The organism is Pseudomonas sp. Z18(2022) (genome assembly GCF_036346535.1).
Lineage (GTDB): Bacteria > Pseudomonadota > Gammaproteobacteria > Pseudomonadales > Pseudomonadaceae > Aquipseudomonas > Aquipseudomonas yamanorum_A.
The window spans coordinates 387,861-405,915 of the sequence record NZ_JAOTOA010000003.1 but is presented as its reverse complement, the minus strand read 5'-3'; the positions used below and the strand labels follow the sequence as shown (position 1 = coordinate 405,915).

At 62.0% G+C, this 18,055-nt stretch carries 12 protein-coding genes; 1 reads left to right on the top strand and 11 read right to left on the bottom strand.

Annotated features, from left to right (window positions below; genetic code table 11):
• Positions 1-5: 5 nt before the first annotated feature.
• From pbpC to V3W39_RS09895, 3 genes are all read right to left on the bottom strand, one after another.
• Positions 6-2,303 (bottom strand): penicillin-binding protein 1C, encoded by a 2,298-nt coding sequence (gene pbpC / locus V3W39_RS09905; RefSeq protein WP_177043620.1) that lies wholly within the window; start codon positions 2,301-2,303, stop codon positions 6-8.
• Complete coding sequence (locus V3W39_RS09900; protein ID WP_330212559.1) at positions 2,284-8,127, bottom strand: alpha-2-macroglobulin; 5,844 nt, start codon at positions 8,125-8,127, stop codon at positions 2,284-2,286. The genes pbpC and V3W39_RS09900 overlap by 20 nt, the downstream gene beginning before the upstream one ends.
• A gap of 79 nt (positions 8,128-8,206) precedes the next feature.
• On the bottom strand, positions 8,207-8,836 hold the full coding sequence (locus V3W39_RS09895; protein WP_259198937.1) for a LysE family translocator: 630 nt from the start codon (positions 8,834-8,836) through the stop codon (positions 8,207-8,209).
• A gap of 145 nt (positions 8,837-8,981) precedes the next feature.
• On the opposite strand from V3W39_RS09895, the gene V3W39_RS09890 reads away from it, so the two are divergent.
• Complete coding sequence (locus V3W39_RS09890) at positions 8,982-9,455, top strand: Lrp/AsnC family transcriptional regulator (RefSeq protein WP_026078018.1); 474 nt, start codon at positions 8,982-8,984, stop codon at positions 9,453-9,455.
• Between the two features lie 662 nt (positions 9,456-10,117).
• Here V3W39_RS09890 and V3W39_RS09885 read toward each other — a convergent pair.
• The 8 genes from V3W39_RS09885 to V3W39_RS09850 form a co-directional block, all read right to left on the bottom strand.
• Entirely contained in the window at positions 10,118-11,050 is a 933-nt protein-coding gene (locus V3W39_RS09885) for a phosphatidate cytidylyltransferase (RefSeq protein ID WP_177043624.1), read from the bottom strand.
• 1 nt (position 11,051) lies between these two features.
• A complete protein-coding gene (locus tag V3W39_RS09880; protein WP_177043625.1) occupies positions 11,052-11,672 on the bottom strand; it encodes a lysophospholipid acyltransferase family protein in 621 nt (206 codons plus the stop codon).
• Between the two features lie 9 nt (positions 11,673-11,681).
• Positions 11,682-12,125 carry a hypothetical protein gene (locus tag V3W39_RS09875; RefSeq protein ID WP_330212558.1) on the bottom strand — a complete coding sequence of 148 codons (444 nt, stop codon included), beginning with the start codon at positions 12,123-12,125 and terminating at the stop codon, positions 11,682-11,684.
• Positions 12,115-13,413: a phosphatase PAP2/dual specificity phosphatase family protein gene (locus V3W39_RS09870; RefSeq protein ID WP_330212557.1), complete on the bottom strand. Its 1,299-nt coding sequence runs from the start codon at positions 13,411-13,413 to the stop codon at positions 12,115-12,117. Before V3W39_RS09870 ends, V3W39_RS09875 begins: the two co-directional genes overlap by 11 nt.
• A 3-nt stretch (positions 13,414-13,416) precedes the next feature.
• Entirely contained in the window at positions 13,417-15,171 is a 1,755-nt protein-coding gene (locus V3W39_RS09865) for a bifunctional alpha/beta hydrolase/class I SAM-dependent methyltransferase (RefSeq protein WP_330212556.1), read from the bottom strand.
• A gap of 10 nt (positions 15,172-15,181) precedes the next feature.
• Entirely contained in the window at positions 15,182-15,805 is a 624-nt protein-coding gene (locus tag V3W39_RS09860) for a CDP-alcohol phosphatidyltransferase family protein (RefSeq protein ID WP_330212555.1), read from the bottom strand.
• A gap of 99 nt (positions 15,806-15,904) precedes the next feature.
• Entirely contained in the window at positions 15,905-16,387 is a 483-nt protein-coding gene (locus tag V3W39_RS09855; RefSeq protein WP_218171053.1) for a DUF6392 family protein, read from the bottom strand.
• A complete protein-coding gene (locus V3W39_RS09850) occupies positions 16,387-17,808 on the bottom strand; it encodes an S-type pyocin domain-containing protein (RefSeq protein WP_442968397.1) in 1,422 nt (473 codons plus the stop codon). Before V3W39_RS09850 ends, V3W39_RS09855 begins: the two co-directional genes overlap by 1 nt.
• Positions 17,809-18,055 lie beyond the last annotated feature (247 nt).

Genomic DNA, 18,055 nt, shown 5'->3' with positions numbered 1-18,055 from the left:
CCTGATCAGGGCACAAACTCCACCTTCAGTCCCCGGCTGGCGCTGCGCCCCTGATCATCAGTGACCCGCAGCCGGTACTCCCCCGATTTACCCGGCCGCCAGTTCAGCGTGGTTTGCGGCGGGCCCTGGCCGATCAAGGTCTGGTCGGCAAACCAATACAGCGTCAGCGCATCACTGGCCGCGTTGGCGTTCAGCGGGATGCTTTCCTGGGGTTGCGACAGGCGCAGGTGATAGCTGACCTGGGTCAGCGGCGAGCGAATCTGCGGCGCTTCGCTCTGGTCGCCGATTCGATTGGGTTGGCAGCTTTTCTGCACATTGGGCGGCGTGCGCCGTGGTAGCCCGGCGGCGCGGAACAGCCGCTGCACATCGCTGGGCCAGAATTCGAAGACTTCTTCACGGGTGTACTGCGGATCGAACGGCGGGCACGCGGCCTTGCCGGTGCGGGTGTCGATCAGCACCGGGCGGTGCAGGTTGGACACGCGAATCGGTGACACGCCCGGGATGTACCAGGTCTTGCGGGTGCGCGGACACCAGCGGTTGGGCAACTCGCCGGAGGCGGCGCAGACGTCGATGCGGATCAGCCCGGCGGGCGGCTTGTCGGGTTTGATCACCACGTTGGGCAAGGCCAGGGGCAAGGCGTCGGCGATACGGAAGAACAGCGGCGCGGCGGTTTTCGCGCCGATAAACTCAGGATTCGGACGACCGTCGAAGTTACCTACCCACACCACCAGCACATACGGGCCTACGAGGCCGGCGCTCCACGCATCGTGAAAACCCCATGAGGTGCCGGTCTTCCAGGCCGTGCGCCAGTGGCGTCCCGGCAGCCCGTCCGGGCGCGGGTTGCGCCGCAGCATATCGCGCACCATAAACGTGGCCTGCGGGGTGAGTAGCTGGGCGCCGGTGGTTTGCGGTTGCTCCTGCAAGTAACGCAGGGGCCGCAAATGCCCGTCACCCGCCAACATCACATACAGCCGCGCCAGTTCCTCGGGGGTCATCTCGCCGCCGCCCAGGGCCAGCGCCAGGCCGTAATGGCTTTCGCCACGCAGGCCCTTAATGCCTGCGCGTTGCAGCAATCCATAGAGTGACGGTGAGCGGACCTGACTGGCCAGCCAGACCGCCGGGATATTGCGGCTGCGGATCAACGCATCGCGGGCTGTCACCGGGCCGACAAAACTGCCGTCGAAATTTTCCGGCTGGAAGTAGCCGAAGTTACTCGGCATGTCCTTGAGGATGCTCATGGGGTGAATCACCCCTTGGTCCAGCGCCAGGCCATACAGGAATGGCTTGAGGGTGGAGCCCGGCGAGCGCCGCGACAACACGCCGTTGACCTGGCCGTGGATGCCTGTGGATAAGTAGTCCGCCGAACCCACCAGGGCTTTTACGCTCTGGTCGCGACTGTCGACCAGAATCGCCGTGGCGTTTTCCACACCGCTGCTGCGGCGCTCGGCAATGAAACCGGTGATCAGGCGTTCCAGCAATTGTTGCAGCGGCAGGTTGAGGGTGCTGTTCAACTCGTTGCCGGTTTGCGACGCCAGCAACTGTTCGCTCAAGTGCGGCGCCAGAAACGGGATCTGCTGGCGGTTACGGGCTTCCAGGGGCAGGTCCAGCAAACTGTCATTACGCGGGTCCTGTGGATAAGTTTCCCGCCAGTCGGCCATCAGCCGTTGCCGGGCGGTTTGCAGCGATGGCCCGAAGCGCGCGCGGCGACCGGGTTGCTGGGGAATGACGGCCAGCGCCAGCGCTTCAGACAACGACAATTGCGCTGCGGACTTGCCAAAGTAAATCCGGCTGGCCGCCTCGGCGCCTTCGATATTGCCGCCCATGGGCGCCAGGTTGAGGTAGGCCTCCAGGATGTCGTGCTTGCTGTAACGTGCCTCCAGCCACAACGCCAGGGCCATCTGCTCCAGCTTGCCGGGTACCTGACGAGTGTTGAGATCCCACAGGCGCCTGGCCAACTGCATGCTCAGGGTTGAACCGCCCTGACGCTGGCCACCGCTGTAGGTGGCCATGGCCGCCCGCAGCAAGGCCGGGGGATTGACCCCCGGGTGCCAGTAGAAATTGCGGTCTTCCTTGAGCAGCAGCGCTTCAACCAGTGACGGAGAAATCCGCTCCAGTGGTAGCCACAGGCGATATTGCCCGTCAGCCGCCAGGGTCATGCGCAGCAGCGAACCGTCGTCGGCCAGCACCACCCGTGAGGAGGTGGCCGCCTGTTCCAGCGGTGCGTGGGGCCACAACCGCAGCCCCGCCAGAATCAACGCCGCTGCCAGCAGCGGCGTCAGGCGTTTAAGGCTTGGTAATTTCAAGCTGGCCTACTTTGCCGCGTCCTTGCAGGGTGGTTTCGTACATGCCCTCGGCGTAGGCCGGTGGCGTATTGAAGGTGCCTGCGTTGGTGGCGCGTACGCGGTACACGAAGGTGCCTACATCCCGCAGCGCGGTGCCGTACAACACCACTCGGTCATCACGCACATCAACATAGTCCGGCTGCCAGTTGCTCAGGTCGGTCTCGCCGATCGGCGCTTGCCAGGCGTCGGCTTCCTCGGTGTCTTCGCTGGTTTCAACGTACTCCGAATCGTCACCTTCGCTTTCCTCGCTGCTGGCCGCTTCCGGTTCCGGCGGCAAGTTATACACAGGCTCGACGCCACCCGGCAGCAAGTCGACCACGGCCACTTGCTGCACCTGATCACGGTCGGTGGCCCGCAGGCGCAGGCGCACCAGGAATTCATCACCTACGGCGACCTTGCTGACTGGATTGCCTTTGAGGTCGAGGTATTCGTGGATGATTTCCAGGCCGTTGTTGATCGGCTTGAGGTTGGCGCCCTTGTCATAACCCGCTTCGCTCAGCATGTAGAACGCCGCCGGGCCGTCGGATTTTTCCATCTGCAGTTTTTGCGTGCCGGCAGGCACCGCTGCACGTGGCGGCTGGCCGGCCATCTGCAACAACTGTTGCTGCTTGTCGCCGAGCCACGCGGTGGCCTTGAGAGTCATGTCGCTTTGGGCGCGCTGGCCATAGTTGTCCAGGGCCCGCAGCAACAGTGCCGCCGACAGCGAGTTGTAGCGCTGCTCGTTGAGGCGCTTGCCAAGTTTATCCAGCAGGCTGGCCGGCACGTCGTCGAGCAACTCGGGGAAGTGACGGGCCAGCAAATGCAGGTGCTCGGCGTCGTGCACCAGCGGGTCGTAATACAGGCCGTCGCTGTCCCACTTATCCGAGAGCGAGAGCCATGGCACCTTGCGGAACAGCGCATCGGCCTGACGATCCTGCTTGAGCAACTTGTAGCTGGCGGCCAGGTACGCGGCGCCAATGTCGTTCTGCCAGGTGTCCTTGAAGTAGCTTTCGTAGCGCTCGCGGATATCGCTTAAGGCGCCGCTCACCAGAATCCCCTGACGGCTCAACAGGTAACTGGCGTAGGCGCGGTTACGCAATTCCGACAGGCCTTCGCTCGGGCCGTTGGCCAGGTCAGTGAGGTAGGCGTTGGAACGTTGCAGCAAGTCTTCCGGCACCGGCAGCCCGCGTTCCCGGGCTTCGATCAGGAAGTCGGTGGCGTACAGGCTGGCGTACGGCGCCACGTCCGGGTTGGCCGCCCACAAACCGAAGCCACCGGCCTGGTTCTGCCGCTGACGCAGCATGCGCACCGCGCCGCTGAAGGCCTGCTCGGCCTCGGGTGCATTACCGCCCCAGATCAACGCCGGCATGGCCTTGGACACCAATTGCTCGGTGCAGGCGTAGCCGTAGTCATCCAGGTAATGCTTGAGGCCGTTGGCCCAGACCAGCGGCGAAGCGGCGACGCCCAATTGCACATCGCGCAACTGGCCGAACAACTCGCGGGTCGGTTTCAGCTCTTTGCTGGCGCTGTCGAAACGGCCCAGGCTCAGCGCCACCCGATGCTCGCTCAATGGCCGGATCGACGTGGTTTCCGCCACCTGGATCCGCTTGCCATCCGGCAGCACCGCGACGAAGCGCAAGTCCGCCGAGCCAAGGGTTTCACCTACCTTGATCTTGAACTCGGCGACGCCTTCCTTGCGCGGTTGCAGCGCCAGGGTGCTGGCCTTGTCGCCCTGTACCTGCAGGCCATCGCTGGTCTGCACTTCAAACTTCACGTCGGCTGCCGCTTCCAGGTTGCTGAACACCCCGGCGCTGACACTGAACACATCCCCTGGTGCGACAAAAGCCGGCACGTTCGGGGTGATCACCAGCGGCCCGCGCACTTCGGTGTTGGCCTCGCTGACACCCACGCTGTCGCTGTCCACCGCCACTGCAAACAGGTGCAGCTTGCCGTTGAAGCTGTCCGGAACCTGGTAATGCAGTACGGTTTCACCGGCCGGCAAGTCCACCAGGCCAGACCACCAGGCCACAGGCGGCTGATGTTTACGCTTGAACGGGTTGAGATGGTTGGCCAGGGCGCCTTCGGTATCGCCACCGGGCGCTGCCCCACTGAGCAGGCGGCTGAATTCCGGCAGGATCAGGTCAAGGATCTGACTGGTACCGACCTCCAGCGCACGTTTCTGGAAGAAGAAGCCCAGCGGGTCCGGTGTCTGGTAACGCGCCACCTGCAGGATGCCTTCGTCCACCGCATAGACCACTGCGCGGCCCGGGCGGTCGGCGTTGACCTTGATGTCCAGGGTCTGCCCCGGTTCGATCTTCGCCGGGCCTTCGACTTTCAGTGCCATGCGCCGCGCGTCCAGGTTGATGCTGAACGGCACCACGCCGTAGGACAGCGGGCTCATGTAGACCTCGGACGAACCGATGTCCCGCACGAACTGCACGTTGACGTAGGCATTGCCCTCAAGCCCGGCAGGAACGCGAATGTGTTGCACGCTGTTGGTGCTGTCGGCCTTGAACCACTGCTGGGTGTAGACCTTGTCCCGTTCGATGGTGATCAACCCGGCGCCGGTGTACGGCGCGCGAATGCTGATGGCGATCTCATCACCGGTGGCGTAGCTGCGTTTATCCAGGCGCAGTTGCAGCTCGGCGTTACGTTCCAGGGAGCGTGAGGTGTTGCCCCGGCCGGCGACGCTGTAGTCGATCTGGTTCAGCAGGTTGCCGTTGGCGTCTTTCAGTTGCAGGGTGAAATCACCCGGGGTGCCGGTGTTCAGGGTTTGCTTGGCGCCGTCCTTGGTCATCACCAGCGGCGAGGCCGGCTGGCTGATGTTCTTGATGCGCGACTCGTATTTGTAGGTGCCGTTGGACTGCTTCACCAGCACCGAAACGTAGCGGTGCTCGACCACTTCGCTGGTCAGGCCGTCGACTGCGACGGGCGTGAGGTCTGGCGCCACGGCCAGCCATTGCACTTCACGCGGGGCGTCCTTGGCGACGAACGACAGCGAATCCTTGCTCTTCACACCCACCAGGTACGGCGCCGCCGAGACCAGCAACGCGCTTTGTGCGGCGACGTTGCGACCGCCCTCGGCTTCGTACACCTGGGTCATCACTTGCAGGCGGTAGGTGCTGTTGGCGAAGCGTTGCAGGTTCAGGTCCAGCACGGCCTGGCCATTGTCGTCGACGGTGGTTTCGGCCAGGTCTTCGGAACTGGCTTCTTCCAGCGAGTCATTCAGGCGGAAACGGTAATCCGGGTAGCGATCAAAGGCCGCGAGCGTCGGGCTCAGGGACATTTTTGCGGTGACGCGACGGCCCGCCGCCGGAGCGCCGAACAAGTGCATCGCAGTGACCTTGGCCACCACCTGGTCCGGCGGGATCCAGCCCGGCACCGGCGTGTCGTGCAGGCTCAGGCTGACCTTCATGCGGTCCGGTTCAAAGTCGCGGACCTTGAAGCTGACGCTGCCCAGGTCAGTGCGCCGCTGCTTCTCGCCGATCAGTTGCAGGGTCGCGGTGTAATCGCCGGAAGGCGCCACTTCGCTGCTTGGGAAATCAAAAGTTTCAAAGCCGCTGGCGGAGAGCTTCAATGGCTGGCGAATCACCTCCAGGCCACGTGGGTCGGTGATTTGCAGCTCCACCGGCAGGCCTTGCAGCGCGCCTTTCCAGTCGCCGCTGCGCACGATCATGCCCAGGTGCGCGGTCTCGCCGGGCCGGTACAGGCCACGGTCGGTAAACAGATAAGCGCTGAGGCGATTGATCGCACCGTCTTCTTCCAGGCCGCCTACATCAAAGCGCGACAAATCCAGCTGTTGGGACTGACGGGCAATCGGCAGGAAGGATTGGTCGTTGCCACGACTGACCACATACATCAGCGGGGTTTTCTCGCGGCGCAGTTCATCCAGCTTGGCAAAGTGCGCATGGCCTTCGGCGTCGGTGCGGCCGCTGGCGACCGGCAAACCGTTGCGGCCGATGATATCGACCTGGGCGTCGGACACCGGCGAGCCGTTGCCGATGGACTGCACATAAACGTCGTGGCTGCCATCGCTGGAGCGCTTGGCGATGATGCCCAGGTCGGTGACCACGATGAAACGCAGGTCGCTGGTGGTGTTGCGTTCGTACTCGAAGGTGCGATCAGCCGGGTCGTCCTGCGGGCTGAGCTTGAGCACGAAAATGCCCCGGCGGCCGCCGTTGGCTGTCAGGTAGTTGCTCAGGTCGACGTTGTCGTAGACGGTTTTGGACGGGTCGCCAGCCGACAGCGGAATGTCCAGGCTCTGACGCTCCACCATCCGGTCGAAGTAGTCATTGGCAAAATTCGGTCGGGCAAAGCTGCCGCTGCTCTGGTCCACCAGGTGTTGCAACTGGTTGGGCAGCAGACGGGCGATTTCCACATGGGCGCCGGGCACGCCACGGGCCATGAAGCCCAGGCGTTTTTCGCCGGTGAGGCTGAGCAGGGCGCCGTCGGACAGGAACTGCAACGTGCGCGGATAGGCCGGCATGCTCACCAGGGAGGCTGTCGGATTTTTCGCCAGGTAGCCGCCGATGGCTTCCAGGTTGGCCGGTACCCGCACATACAGGGCGCGGCCAGGCGGGGCCTTGAATTTGAAGGCGTGCAGGGTATTCAGCGGTTCGACGCTCGGCACGTGGGTCAGCTTGACCTTGGTGCTGCTGGCCAGCAGCTTGTCGTCGATGTCTTGCAGGTTCCAGGGCCGGGTATCGTCCTCGGCTTTTTCCGGCAGCATCCAGGCCTGCACCTTGTTGGCGATGGTCTCGTCGGCCACGGCGCTGGAACTGCTGAACATCAGCACCGGCTCGGGCTCGCCGCGCTCGTTGTCGACAAAGCTGACTTCGGCGCCGGTAAAGGTCAGGCGATAGCGGCCGGGCACGGTGACTTCGGCCACCAACGGTGCAGCGCTGGCGTTGCCGCCGTCACGGGCCTTGAGGCCTTCATCGAGCTTGGCACTGACCGGGGTGCTTTCCAGCGGCGTGGCCAGGGCAGCCGAGCGCACAAAGGCGTTGAGCTTGTGTTCGTCGAAGGTGACTTCCGGGCGGTTGGGCAGTTGCGCGTCGCGGTAGGCCAAACCTTTACCCAGGGTGACCGAGGCGCGCTTGCGTACGCTGTCTTCGTCTACCGGGTGGGAAAAGTGGAAGGTCGCGACCAGCTGTTTCTGCGTCGGGTTGCTCGGGTCCTGGTACAGCTCGTTCTGCGCCAAGGTGGCGCGGAACGGCTGGGTGGAGAATTGGCTGGTGTATTGGCTTAGCAGTACGCCATCGGCCAACAGGTTCTTCTTGGCCAGGTCGATGGTGTAGTGGGCGTCGACGGGCCAGTCTTTTTCCGGGGTAAACACCAGGCTGCGGTCATCCGCCCAGCGCCAGGCGCCGGCGATGGCAGGCTTGAGGGTGATGCCTTCGGTGACCGGCTTGCCGATGGCCGCCAGCGGTGCCACGGATTCGGCGAAGCGAACCTGCAAGTTATCCACAACCGGCTGCGGCTGGGTGTAATCCGTCAGGTTGGGCTTGTGCAGCGAATAGCCCACGGTGTGGGGCTGCGGCAGGTGGGAATACCAGTGCCAGCCATACACGCCAGCGGCCACCAGCAACACCAGGGCCAGGACTCCGCCGGCCGCCTGGCGCGGATAAGCCCGGGCCTTGTGGCCGAGATTGACCAGGCCGTTGCCTGTGGCTTGCAGCCAGCGCGGCGGTTGCCACTGGCCAAACAGGCTACGGGCCAGCCATCGCACGGCGCTGAACAGAACACTCACCACTGAGATCAAGGCCCCGAAAAAACGGCGGCTGGTCGCTTTTAACGAATCAAACATGGTGAGCATCCCTGGCAATGTGTCGCGTATCTTACACGTCTCTTTGATACAAAAGATGACGGCAAATGCGCCGCAAAGCTCAGGCTTGCTGTACGAAGGTGAGGCGTATCGCAAAACCGATCAAAAGGCTGCCAAACAGCCATTGCTGAAGGCGCTGGGCGGACGGGCTACGCTCCAGCCAGCGGCCGATTCTGGCACCGGCCAATCCATAGCAACCGTCGAAAGCCAGGCCGACCGCCACCAGAATCGCGCCCAACAGGGCGAACTGTGCCGTCACCGATGCGCCGTGTGGATCGATGAATTGCGGCAGCAGTACGGAGCAGAACAGCAGCGCCTTGGGGTTGAGCAGATTGGTCAGCAGGCCGCGCTGGAAGGCTCCGCGCCAGGCGTGGGCCGGTGCGGTACCGTCCTCGGCGTTCAGGTTGGGCAGCAGGTTGGCGCGCAGGCACTGGATGCCGATCCACAGCAGGTACGCTGCCCCGCCCAGGCGCACCACATCGAAGGTCCAGGGCGCGACCTTGAACAGGGTCGCCAGGCCCATCCCTGCCAGCGCGACGTGGCAGGCCCTGGCCAGCCCCAAACCGGCTGCGGTTGCCAGCGCCATTGCCTTGCCCTGGCGGGCGCCGGTTTGCAGCAGCAGGATCATGTCCGGGCCGGGCAACAGGTACACCACCGCCAGCGCGAGTAAAAACAACCAGAGTTCTGCCATGTGCCTGCCCCTTGCGATAGGTGATTCGTGGGGCAATTTTAGGGGCGAAGGCCGGGGCAGGTGCTTGCGTAGTCAGCTGGAAAAGCGTCTAGTCTTGGCACAATCTGCCACTTCTGCCGGGCGAAACACTTCACTTATGCCAAATCTGAAACTGGATGCGTTTGACCGCAAGATTCTTGAAGCCCTGCAACGGGATGGCCGCCTGAGCAATGTGCAACTGGCGGATGAGATCGGCCTGTCGGCCTCACCTTGTTTGCGCCGGGTGCGACTGTTGGAAGAAGCGGGCGTGATCCGTGGTTACCAGGCGAGTCTTGACCGGGATGAAGTCGGGTTGGGGCTGACGGTGTTTGTCGGGGTAAAAGTGGAGCGGCATAACGACGAACAGGCGGAGGCGTTTCGGTTGGCGGTGACGGCGCTGCCCCAGGTGATTTCGGCGTTTCTGGTGTCGGGGGAATCGGATTTCCTGCTGCAAGTGGTGGTGCCGGATTTACGCGGGTATGAGCGGTTCCTGACCGGGAGTTTGTTGAAGTTGCCGGGGGTGAGTGATATCCGCAGCAACTTTGCGATTCAGACAGTGAAGACGCCGGGAGCGTTGCCGTTGGGGCATCTTCCCGGCTGACGATTTCTTATTGTGATGAGGACGCTTGTTGTGGTGAGGGAGCTTGCTCCCGCTGGGCTGCGTAGCGGCCCCAAAATCTTGGGAGCGCTGCGCACTCCAGCGGGAGCAAGCTCCCTCGCCACAGGGGTTGTGTGTGCTCGGGCTATTGGGGATGCAGGCATCCACCATCACCTTGGCCATTTCCACCAGGTGCATGACTGCGGGCGAAGTTTCGCTCAACTCCTGAGCGCAGTGAAGCAGGTCCGATGCATAGGCCAAGGCGTCTTCGAAGCTGAGTTCTGGATGCGTTGTGAAGAAAGGGAATAGGTGGCAGGGCGTTACTTTGGTCATGGAATAACTCCAATTGTGCGCCCAATGTTGAACGTTCGAGCTGCTAAACCCGGTCACTGAATTGACAGTGACGGACGCAGACTAGACGCCGAAAAGACGGGGCACAAGCGGCTGGGATTCTCTCGAAAATGTCCTGCGAAGGAAAGGGAAGGGACGCTCGAGCGGAGCATTTTCAGACTTTGTCGCAACCTTGAAAACACCGCAAAAAAGTGTGGGAGCTGGCTTGCCGGCGATGACTGACTAACCTTCAACAGTAATGTTGACTGTTAAACCGCTATCGCAGGCAAGCCAGCTCCCACATTGGAATTTAGTCGTGTTGGAGGTGGGTGTTTTCAGGTCCACCAATAGCGCACGAGATGGAAGAAGATCGGCGCCGCAAAACACACGGAGTCCAGCCGGTCCAGCATCCCGCCGTGCCCTTCGATCATGTGTCCCCAATCCTTCACGCCCCGGTCGCGCTTGATCGCGGACATCACGATCCCGCCGGCAAAACCCAGCAGGTTGATCAATAGCGCAATCAGGAACGACTGCCAGGGATTGAACGGTGTGGTCCACCACAGCGCCGCACCGATCAGCGATGACAACAGAATCCCGCCGACAAACCCTTCCACGGTCTTCGACGGCGACAGGTTGGGGGCGATCTTGTGTTTGCCGAACAGCTTGCCGCACACGTACTGCAGTACGTCCGACAGCTGCACCACGATCACCAGGTAGGCGATCAGCAGCAGGTTGCGGCCTTCATAGCCGACGATGTCCAGGGTCAGCAGCGCCGGGACGAAGGACACGCAGAACACCGCGATCATCAGCCCCCATTGCACTTTCGACGCCCGTTCCAGGAAGTGCGTGCTGTCACCGCCCAATGAAGCAAGGATCGGCAGCAGCAGGAACACGTACACCGGGATAAAGATCGAGAACAGCCCGTACCAGTCGAAGTAGATCAGCAGGTATTGCAGCGGCAGGGCCAGGTAGAACGCTGCTACCAGCGCGGGGTAATCGCTGCGCCGGGTCGGCGTGAGGGTGAGGAATTCCCGCAGCGCATAAAACGACACGGCGTAGAACAGCAGGATCACCGCGCCGGTGCCGAGCCAGAAGGCGATGCCGATCACCACCACCATCACCCACCAGGCGTTGATGCGCGCGTTAAGGTTGTCGATTACCGCGTTCGGCGAGCCACGGGTACGCAGTTTGAGGATCAGGCCGATCAGTGAGGCGAGCACCAGGATCGCGCCGATCCCGCCGAACAACATCAGGGTTTGGCTATCCATCTCAGGAATGCTCCGGGGCGAGGGCAAGCAAGGCGTCGCGGGTGCGGGCAAGGAACAGAGCCTTGTCTTCGCCGTCCTCCAGTTGCAGCGGTGCGCCGAAGCTGGTGGTGCACAGCAATGGCAGCGGCAGCACGCGGCCCTTGGGCATGACCCGGTTGAGGTTGGCGATCCACACCGGGATCAATTCGGCTTGTGGATAACTCTTTGCCAGGTGATACAGGCCGCTTTTGAAGGGCAACAGGCCGTCTTCCAGATTGCGCGTGCCCTCAGGGAAGATGATCAGCGAGTCGCCGTTTTCCAGAGCCTGGAGCATCGGTGCCAGTGGGTTATCCACAGGGTCCTTGCGCTCACGATCAATCAGCACGCCGTTGAACACCCGGTTGATGATGTAGCGGCGCAGGGCGCTTTTGTTCCAGTAATCGCTGCCGGCCACCGGACGGGTGAATTTACGCAGGTTCTGTGGCAACGATGCCCACAACAGTACGAAGTCGCCGTGGCTGCTGTGGTTGGCGTAATAGATGCGTTGCACCGGCACGGGCGCACAGCCAAGCCACAGGCTGCGGGCGCCGGTGACGGTGCGGGCCATGGAGGTAATCAGGGTGGCGACCACGGGTTCGAACATGAGGATTCCTTATCCGGCGAAGGGCAGCCAGGGGCTGGCCAGGATGACGGCCACGGTCAGCAGCACTTGCGCCGCCAGCAGGTAGGCTTGCTTGCGCAACAGTTTCAGGGCGCCGCGACGGCGTTCGGTCCAGGGCCGGCCGGCGCGCTTGGCGGATTGCAGGCCGAGGGCTTGCATGGCCTCGTCGAAGTCGGGCGTGCGCTCGATGTCGCGGGCCAGCAGGGCGAACAGGTCGGCGTCGAAGGCCACCCGCAGCGCCCAGTATTTTTCCAGCAGCCCGAGCACAATCATCCACAGGCTGAGGATCAGGCAGATCGGCGTGATGCTGGCCATCAGCAGTTGCGCCAGGCCAAACAGTACGCCGAGCAAGGTCAGGCCTGTGGATAACTGATCCAGGGCGCGGCCCCGGCGCAGCAGGCTGGCGACGACCTGTAATTCCATATCAGCGGGCATGGGGTAAACCCTCCAGGGCTTCACGGTGAGCAGGATGCAGGACCACACGTGGGCGTGCTGTACGAATAATAGCCACCGCCTCGTCGACATTGGCTGCGCGCCCGGTATGGAGCAGCCATGCGGCCACGGCGGTGGCGCTGCGCGAGTAACCGAGGGCGCAGCACACCAGCAGCGGCCCGGCTGAACGTAGCCGTTCAATGGCCTGGGCGGCTTCCAGGCATTGCGCCGCAGTGGGTGCCGTGAGATCGAGTACAGGCAGGCTGTAATAGGCGCGGCCCTGTGGATTAATCGGCAATTCGGCGCATAGATCGACGACGGCCTTGAATGAATCCATCTCAGTGCCTGCAGGAATTCGCCCCAGCCAAACGTTATCCACAACCTGATCGGGCTGTGGATGTTTACGTGTCCACAGGCGGGAATTGATCCAGGCGGCTGCCAGATAGGGCGCGAACAACCAGCGCGCCGCCGGAGTGAGTCGTCCGTCCGCACGCTTCTGAAAGCCCGAAACGCCCAGCACCAGGTAATTCGCCTTCATCAATCCAAGGGAAACCGCCGGCCAAAGCAGCCATAACCAACCGCCGCCGAGGCTGAACGCCAGGATCAAACACACCAACGATCCGAAGCCATAGCGCAATCCCAGCCGCCAACGCTGCCGGTCCCGGGTCAGATGGGCATTCAGCAGCGGGCTCGGATGCTCCAGCGGCCACAGCCATACGCACAGCCAGCCCGCGAGGGCGCCTGTGGGTAAGTCGATAAAGTGATGTTGATAAGTGGTCAGCACCGAAAGGCCGATCAACGCGAACCAGCCATGCACCAGCCAGCGCCACAGGCCCTGACTATGCCGCTGGTACATTATCCACAGCACCACCAGCAGGGCGATGTGCAGCGACGGTGCTTGGTTGAACGGCTTGTCGAACCCGGCGAGTACCGCAAACAGCCAGCCGAATACGCCATCCAGCTCCGGCCGTCCGAAGGTGAAGCGCAACGGCCAGATAAGGAAGCAGGTGACAGCAATCACCTGGGCCGTCAGCAGGCGCAGGGCGTGTTGTTTCAGTTCATGGCGGGTGCTTGGCAGCAGCAGGGAGAGGCCGTAAAGCAGGTCGATGGACCAGTAGGGCACGATGGTCCAGGCCCAGAACGGGATATGGGTTTCCCAGCCGAACACCATCGTACCCACGTCGCTGCGCTGGCTGGTGACCCACGTGGCAAAGCCGTAGGTGCTGAAAAACAGCGGCGCCAACAGCAGCAGCCACAGCACCGCCGGTTTTAACAGGCCCGGTTCACGCATGGGTCAGACCCGCTGCGCCAGGGACACGCTGAAAATCCCCCATTCATCCACGCGTTGGGTGATCTTGCGGAAACCGGCGGCTTCCACCAATTGGTCCATTTCCGCCTGGCTGCGCCGGCGCATCACCCAGGCTTGGCCCTGACGGTGGCTGGTGAGGGCGCGGGCGATCAGTTCCAGTTGCGGGTGCCACGGTTGGCCGGTGTACACCAGGTAACCACCGGGCTCCACAGCTTCTGCCAGGCCGGCGAGCGAGCCACCGACCATCGCGTTATCCGCAAACAGCTCATACAGCCCGGACACCACCGCCAGCGTCGGCTTGGGTTCCAGCGCCGCCAGGTCTGCCCGGTCAAACGCATCGCCTTTGACGAACCGGGCGATGTCGCCCAGGCCTTTCTCACGAATCAGCGCGCCACCGTCCCGCACGTTGATGTCGCTGTAGTCCCGCAACAGGATCGATTCCGGCAACGGCGAAACGCCCTGCAAGGCTTCCAGAATGTACCGACCATGCCCGGCGGCGATGTCGACGATGCGTACTTCCTTCTGCTCATCACGCAACTTGCCCATCGCCAGGCGCAGCAGCTCTTCCACGTTCAACTTGCGCTGGCGAATGCCGCGCCAGCCGATGGAGTTCAGGTAGTTGGTGTCGATCATCCGCCCCAGCCCGCCTTTGCCGGTGGGCGTATTGCGGTACACATAGTCCAGGGTGCTGCCGGAGTCGAAGCCGGTGTCGAAACCGAGCTTCACGCCATCCGACAGCTTGCTGCCCAGGCCCATGCTGGCGCGGGTCATGCGCCAGTAGAGGTCGCGCGGCGAGTTGCGCGGCAACGGTGCGGCCAGGGATTCGGATTCGGCGCAGGTCAGGCCTATCTTGTCGGCATCCAGCAAGTTGGCGCGGTCCAGCGGGTGCTCGAAGTTCTGCAGGATAAAGCGCCGGGCGCTGTTCAACGCCACGGCGCGGTCACGCTCACCGAGGGTGTCGTGGAAGAAACCGGGCAGGATGTGCAGTTCTTTCTTCAAGCTGCCGAGGCGGTCGAAAAACTGCTGCTGGGGTTTGCGGTGCACCACAAAGTCCGAGCCGGAGATCAACAGCTGGGTGGGCACCTGAATCGCCTGGGCATCGGCTACAACCCGGTCGGCCGCTTCGTACAGGCCCAGCAGCACATTCACCGAGATGGCTTTGGTAATCAGCCGATCAGTGTCGTAGGACGCCACGCGCTCCGGGTCATGGCTCAGGAACTTGGCCTTGACGTAACTGTTGACGAAAAAGTTGCCGCGAAACTTGCGCATCAACCCCAGGCCCGGGCGGGCGAAGGGCACGTAGAGCTTGACCTTGAATGCCGGGGAGGCGAGCACCAGCGAGCGAATCTTCGGCGCGTAGTCGTGCACCCACGTGGCCGCGATCACCGCGCCGACGCTTTGGGCGATCACCGCGAGGTTCTCTTCCTCAATGCTGTAGGTGGCGCCGATATGGTCGACGAAGGTCTGCACGTCCCGGGCGCTGGTGGCGAAGCTGGGGCTGTCGCCGCGTTCGCCGGGGGATTGGCCGTGGCCGCGGGCGTCCCAGGCGAAGAAGTCGAATTCCGGCAGGTTGAGTTCGTCCACCAGGTGGGCAATGCGTCCGGAGTGCTCGTGGCCGCGATGGAACAGCACGATCGCCTTGCGCGGCGCAAAGCCCGCCGGTGCGGTGGCGGGCCAGTGACGGTAGAAAAGCTCCACCCCGTCATGGGTGCTGAAGGTGTGCTCTTGCTGTTCACGCATCGCAAAATCCTTATGCAGAAGGGGAGATGTTCGTTTCTTCTTTCAAACCTTGGCGCACGCGGTTGACCAGGGTGTAGGCCAGCAACGCCGCGACCAGCCACATCACCGCGTCGACCCAACCGGCACCGAGCCAGCCCAGCGCCACGCCGGTGGCCAGCACACCGAGCACAAACGCCCGATCGCTCTTGCCCATGGGCCCGTCGTAGCGCCGGGAAGCCCCGACCATCGGCCCGAGCACGCCGGCGTACTCGCTGAACACCGCCAGCAGCGTCACCAGCAGTACCGGCGCCAGGCTGACCTCGGGGATCAGCGCAAACGGCAGGATCAGCGCGCTGTCGGCGATCACGTCACACAGTTCATTGAGGTAGGCGCCGAGTCGCGACTGCTGGCCGAATTCCCGGGCGAGCATGCCGTCGATGGCGTTGAGGGCCATGCGCAGGATCATCCACAGCGGGATCAGCGCAAACAGCCACACATGTTGAGCAAAGCTGGCGATCAGCAATCCCACCAGCAGGGAAACCACCCCGGCGAGCACGGTGATCTGGTTGGCGGTGGTACCGTTGTCGTAGAGGCGCTGCACCAGCGGACGCAGCAGGTTCTGAAAACGCGGTTTAAGCTGATAGATCGAAATCATGGGGAGTGACGCTTCCTTGTCCGTAAGCCCGCGAAAAACTGTGGGGAGTGTGCCGATTTATCACGGCTGAAACCAGTGATGGCTCGTGTTTCTGGGGACTTAGTCATGCCCTTCAGTTATCAGGGAGAAACAGATGTTGTTCACAACAAGGTTTTCGAGGTAGCTGAATGTCACCTTGACGTTGAGGTGAGTTTTTTGATCCATGGCATAGGTGTCAGAGCCGCCTTGTATTCCCAGAACACCGGGAAGTCTGGCCGGAGGAATGGAGTCCATTGGTGTTCCCAGAACGTTACGTATGAAGCTCTGGTCCATGTTCAATGTGAATGGAGCGGGCAGTTGGCCGATATAGACGGGCTGGCCTACGGTCTGCACCAAGATGATCAATACTTCTTTCAGACGATGGGTGTCCGCCGAGAACCAAAGTTCGATGCCGGCAATTGGCTTTTGGATCAAGTCTTCGTTGTCATCATCTTCAAACAGTGGCATCAGGGGGGCGCCAGAACCAGTACCCTCCCTCACAAGTTCGTGGTACTCACGACCGAGTGCTGTCACCCAATGCTGAATTTTTTCTGCATCCACCATCAGTACCACCCCTGATCTTCATTAGTTTTGTGCATTTTGGTGCGGGCTTCTTCAAGGTCCGCATTGGAGAAACCATTCTCGAGCATGTAGGGTTTGATCGCATCAAAGTTGCTATCTACCGCCCCGCGTAGATAGCGCGCGTCAAGTTGTTGCTTGGTTTTGGTATTTCTCCAGCCGTAAGTTTCGCTGTACTTTTGATGAATATGGGCGGGAATAGCGATGCTGGCAACGGACTTCATAACGGTATAAATCTCGTCTGAGGATAGTTTTCTCAGTTTCCTCAAGTAGTGTGTCAGAGCCGCCCGTGAAGGCATGTGATCCAGATGCAGTCCATTACGCGGCCGTCCGCTGAACGCACCGTAAGTATCTACCTCCAAAGGTTTCACCGCCGGCTTGGCAAACACCAAATACAACGGCGGCACACCAGAATCTGCAGGGAACGTGATAATCGTGTCTTGCCAGGTAACGTCCTCAGCATCCCGTCCGGGATAGTGCGTAATCCCCGTCTCCTGCCCCACCGGAATCGGATGCACCAGCAAGTTATCCAGCCTTTCCGGCGTACCCGGATAAGGCGTTGGCGCATTCACCACCGGGCCGTTATTCGGCGCCCAGGTGATGGAAATACCGTCCAGCACCGCCACCATTGCGCTCTTTTCTGCGTTCCATCGGGCCTCTGTCACTGGCACACGATCCGCGCCACTGCCGGGCCGCGTATGCAAGCCGTAAACTCGCGTGTCCCCAGCCTCATCCAGACGAAACTGGAAGCGCACCCGGGTACTGGCAACCCGCATGCCTGCCAATTGCTCCGGGCTGTACAGCGTCGAATCACCGATATCCCGTGGCCAAAAGGCCAACATCACAACATTCAACGCCGAACCGGCTCCGGCAGCCGCCCCGGTGAGTCTGCGAACCGCCCATGACCCAAGATCAGCCCCCAACACTCCCGCAACACGGCCTACCGAGCCAGTGGTTCCCGTCGAGCCCATCAGTGCCGCAGAGCCAAAATTCACCGCACGTTCGGGGGGCACGCCTGCGGCGATAGAACCGGGAGGCACTGAAACGCAAGACTTGGCGAAGACACAGTCGCTAGCGGGTCGAGTCATTGTGCCGGGGGAGGCGTAAGAGGCAGGGGCAACCGGGATGGATCGAGGAGTAGCAACCGCAGACATCTGTTCAAGTTGCCCAACACTGAACCGCTGCCCAAAAACATTTTGGTTAGCGATCAGTACCGGCGGTGGCGTGCATTTACAGATACATAAATCGCCATCAAGGGCGGCTTGTCTGCCGTCCCATATTTCCGACTGATACGAGCCGATATTGGCGATGAAACCGGTGGTGCCGCAAGCGGGACACAGCACCGAATCACCTTCCCGGGATATGGGCTGGCCCCCGATATTGGCCCGGTTGCAGCCGGTCAGCACGGTGCCGCCTGCCGTGGTTTTCGCCCCCACGGTGATATTGCAGCGCCTCATATCGCGCGCTCTATTTTTGGGCTGTCCATTGTCTTTCCTTTTCTCGCGCTCAAGCGCGCTCGAACACTGTAAAAGTGTTGATTCAAGAGGGAGCCTGAATGGCGGGGGAAAGATGCTGCTAAATAACCCTGGACCAAACAACTGACCGTTCGGTTAGGTGGTGTACTTGTTAGCAGAGCAAGGAGACTCTCTACGC

Excerpts from the sequence above, each read along its gene's own strand:
- V3W39_RS09900 (WP_330212559.1), bottom strand. The coding sequence starts at position 8,127 with ATGTTTGATTCGTTAAAAGCGACCAGCCGCCGTTTTTTCGGGGCCTTG.
- V3W39_RS09895 (WP_259198937.1), bottom strand. The coding sequence starts at position 8,836 with ATGGCAGAACTCTGGTTGTTTTTACTCGCGCTGGCGGTGGTGTACCTG.
- V3W39_RS09885 (WP_177043624.1), bottom strand. The coding sequence starts at position 11,050 with ATGGATAGCCAAACCCTGATGTTGTTCGGCGGGATCGGCGCGATCCTG.
- V3W39_RS09880 (WP_177043625.1), bottom strand. The coding sequence starts at position 11,672 with ATGTTCGAACCCGTGGTCGCCACCCTGATTACCTCCATGGCCCGCACC.
- V3W39_RS09875 (WP_330212558.1), bottom strand. The coding sequence starts at position 12,125 with ATGCCCGCTGATATGGAATTACAGGTCGTCGCCAGCCTGCTGCGCCGG.
- V3W39_RS09870 (WP_330212557.1), bottom strand. The coding sequence starts at position 13,413 with ATGCGTGAACCGGGCCTGTTAAAACCGGCGGTGCTGTGGCTGCTGCTG.
- V3W39_RS09865 (WP_330212556.1), bottom strand. The coding sequence starts at position 15,171 with ATGCGTGAACAGCAAGAGCACACCTTCAGCACCCATGACGGGGTGGAG.
- V3W39_RS09860 (WP_330212555.1), bottom strand. The coding sequence starts at position 15,805 with ATGATTTCGATCTATCAGCTTAAACCGCGTTTTCAGAACCTGCTGCGT.
- V3W39_RS09855 (WP_218171053.1), bottom strand. The coding sequence starts at position 16,387 with ATGGTGGATGCAGAAAAAATTCAGCATTGGGTGACAGCACTCGGTCGT.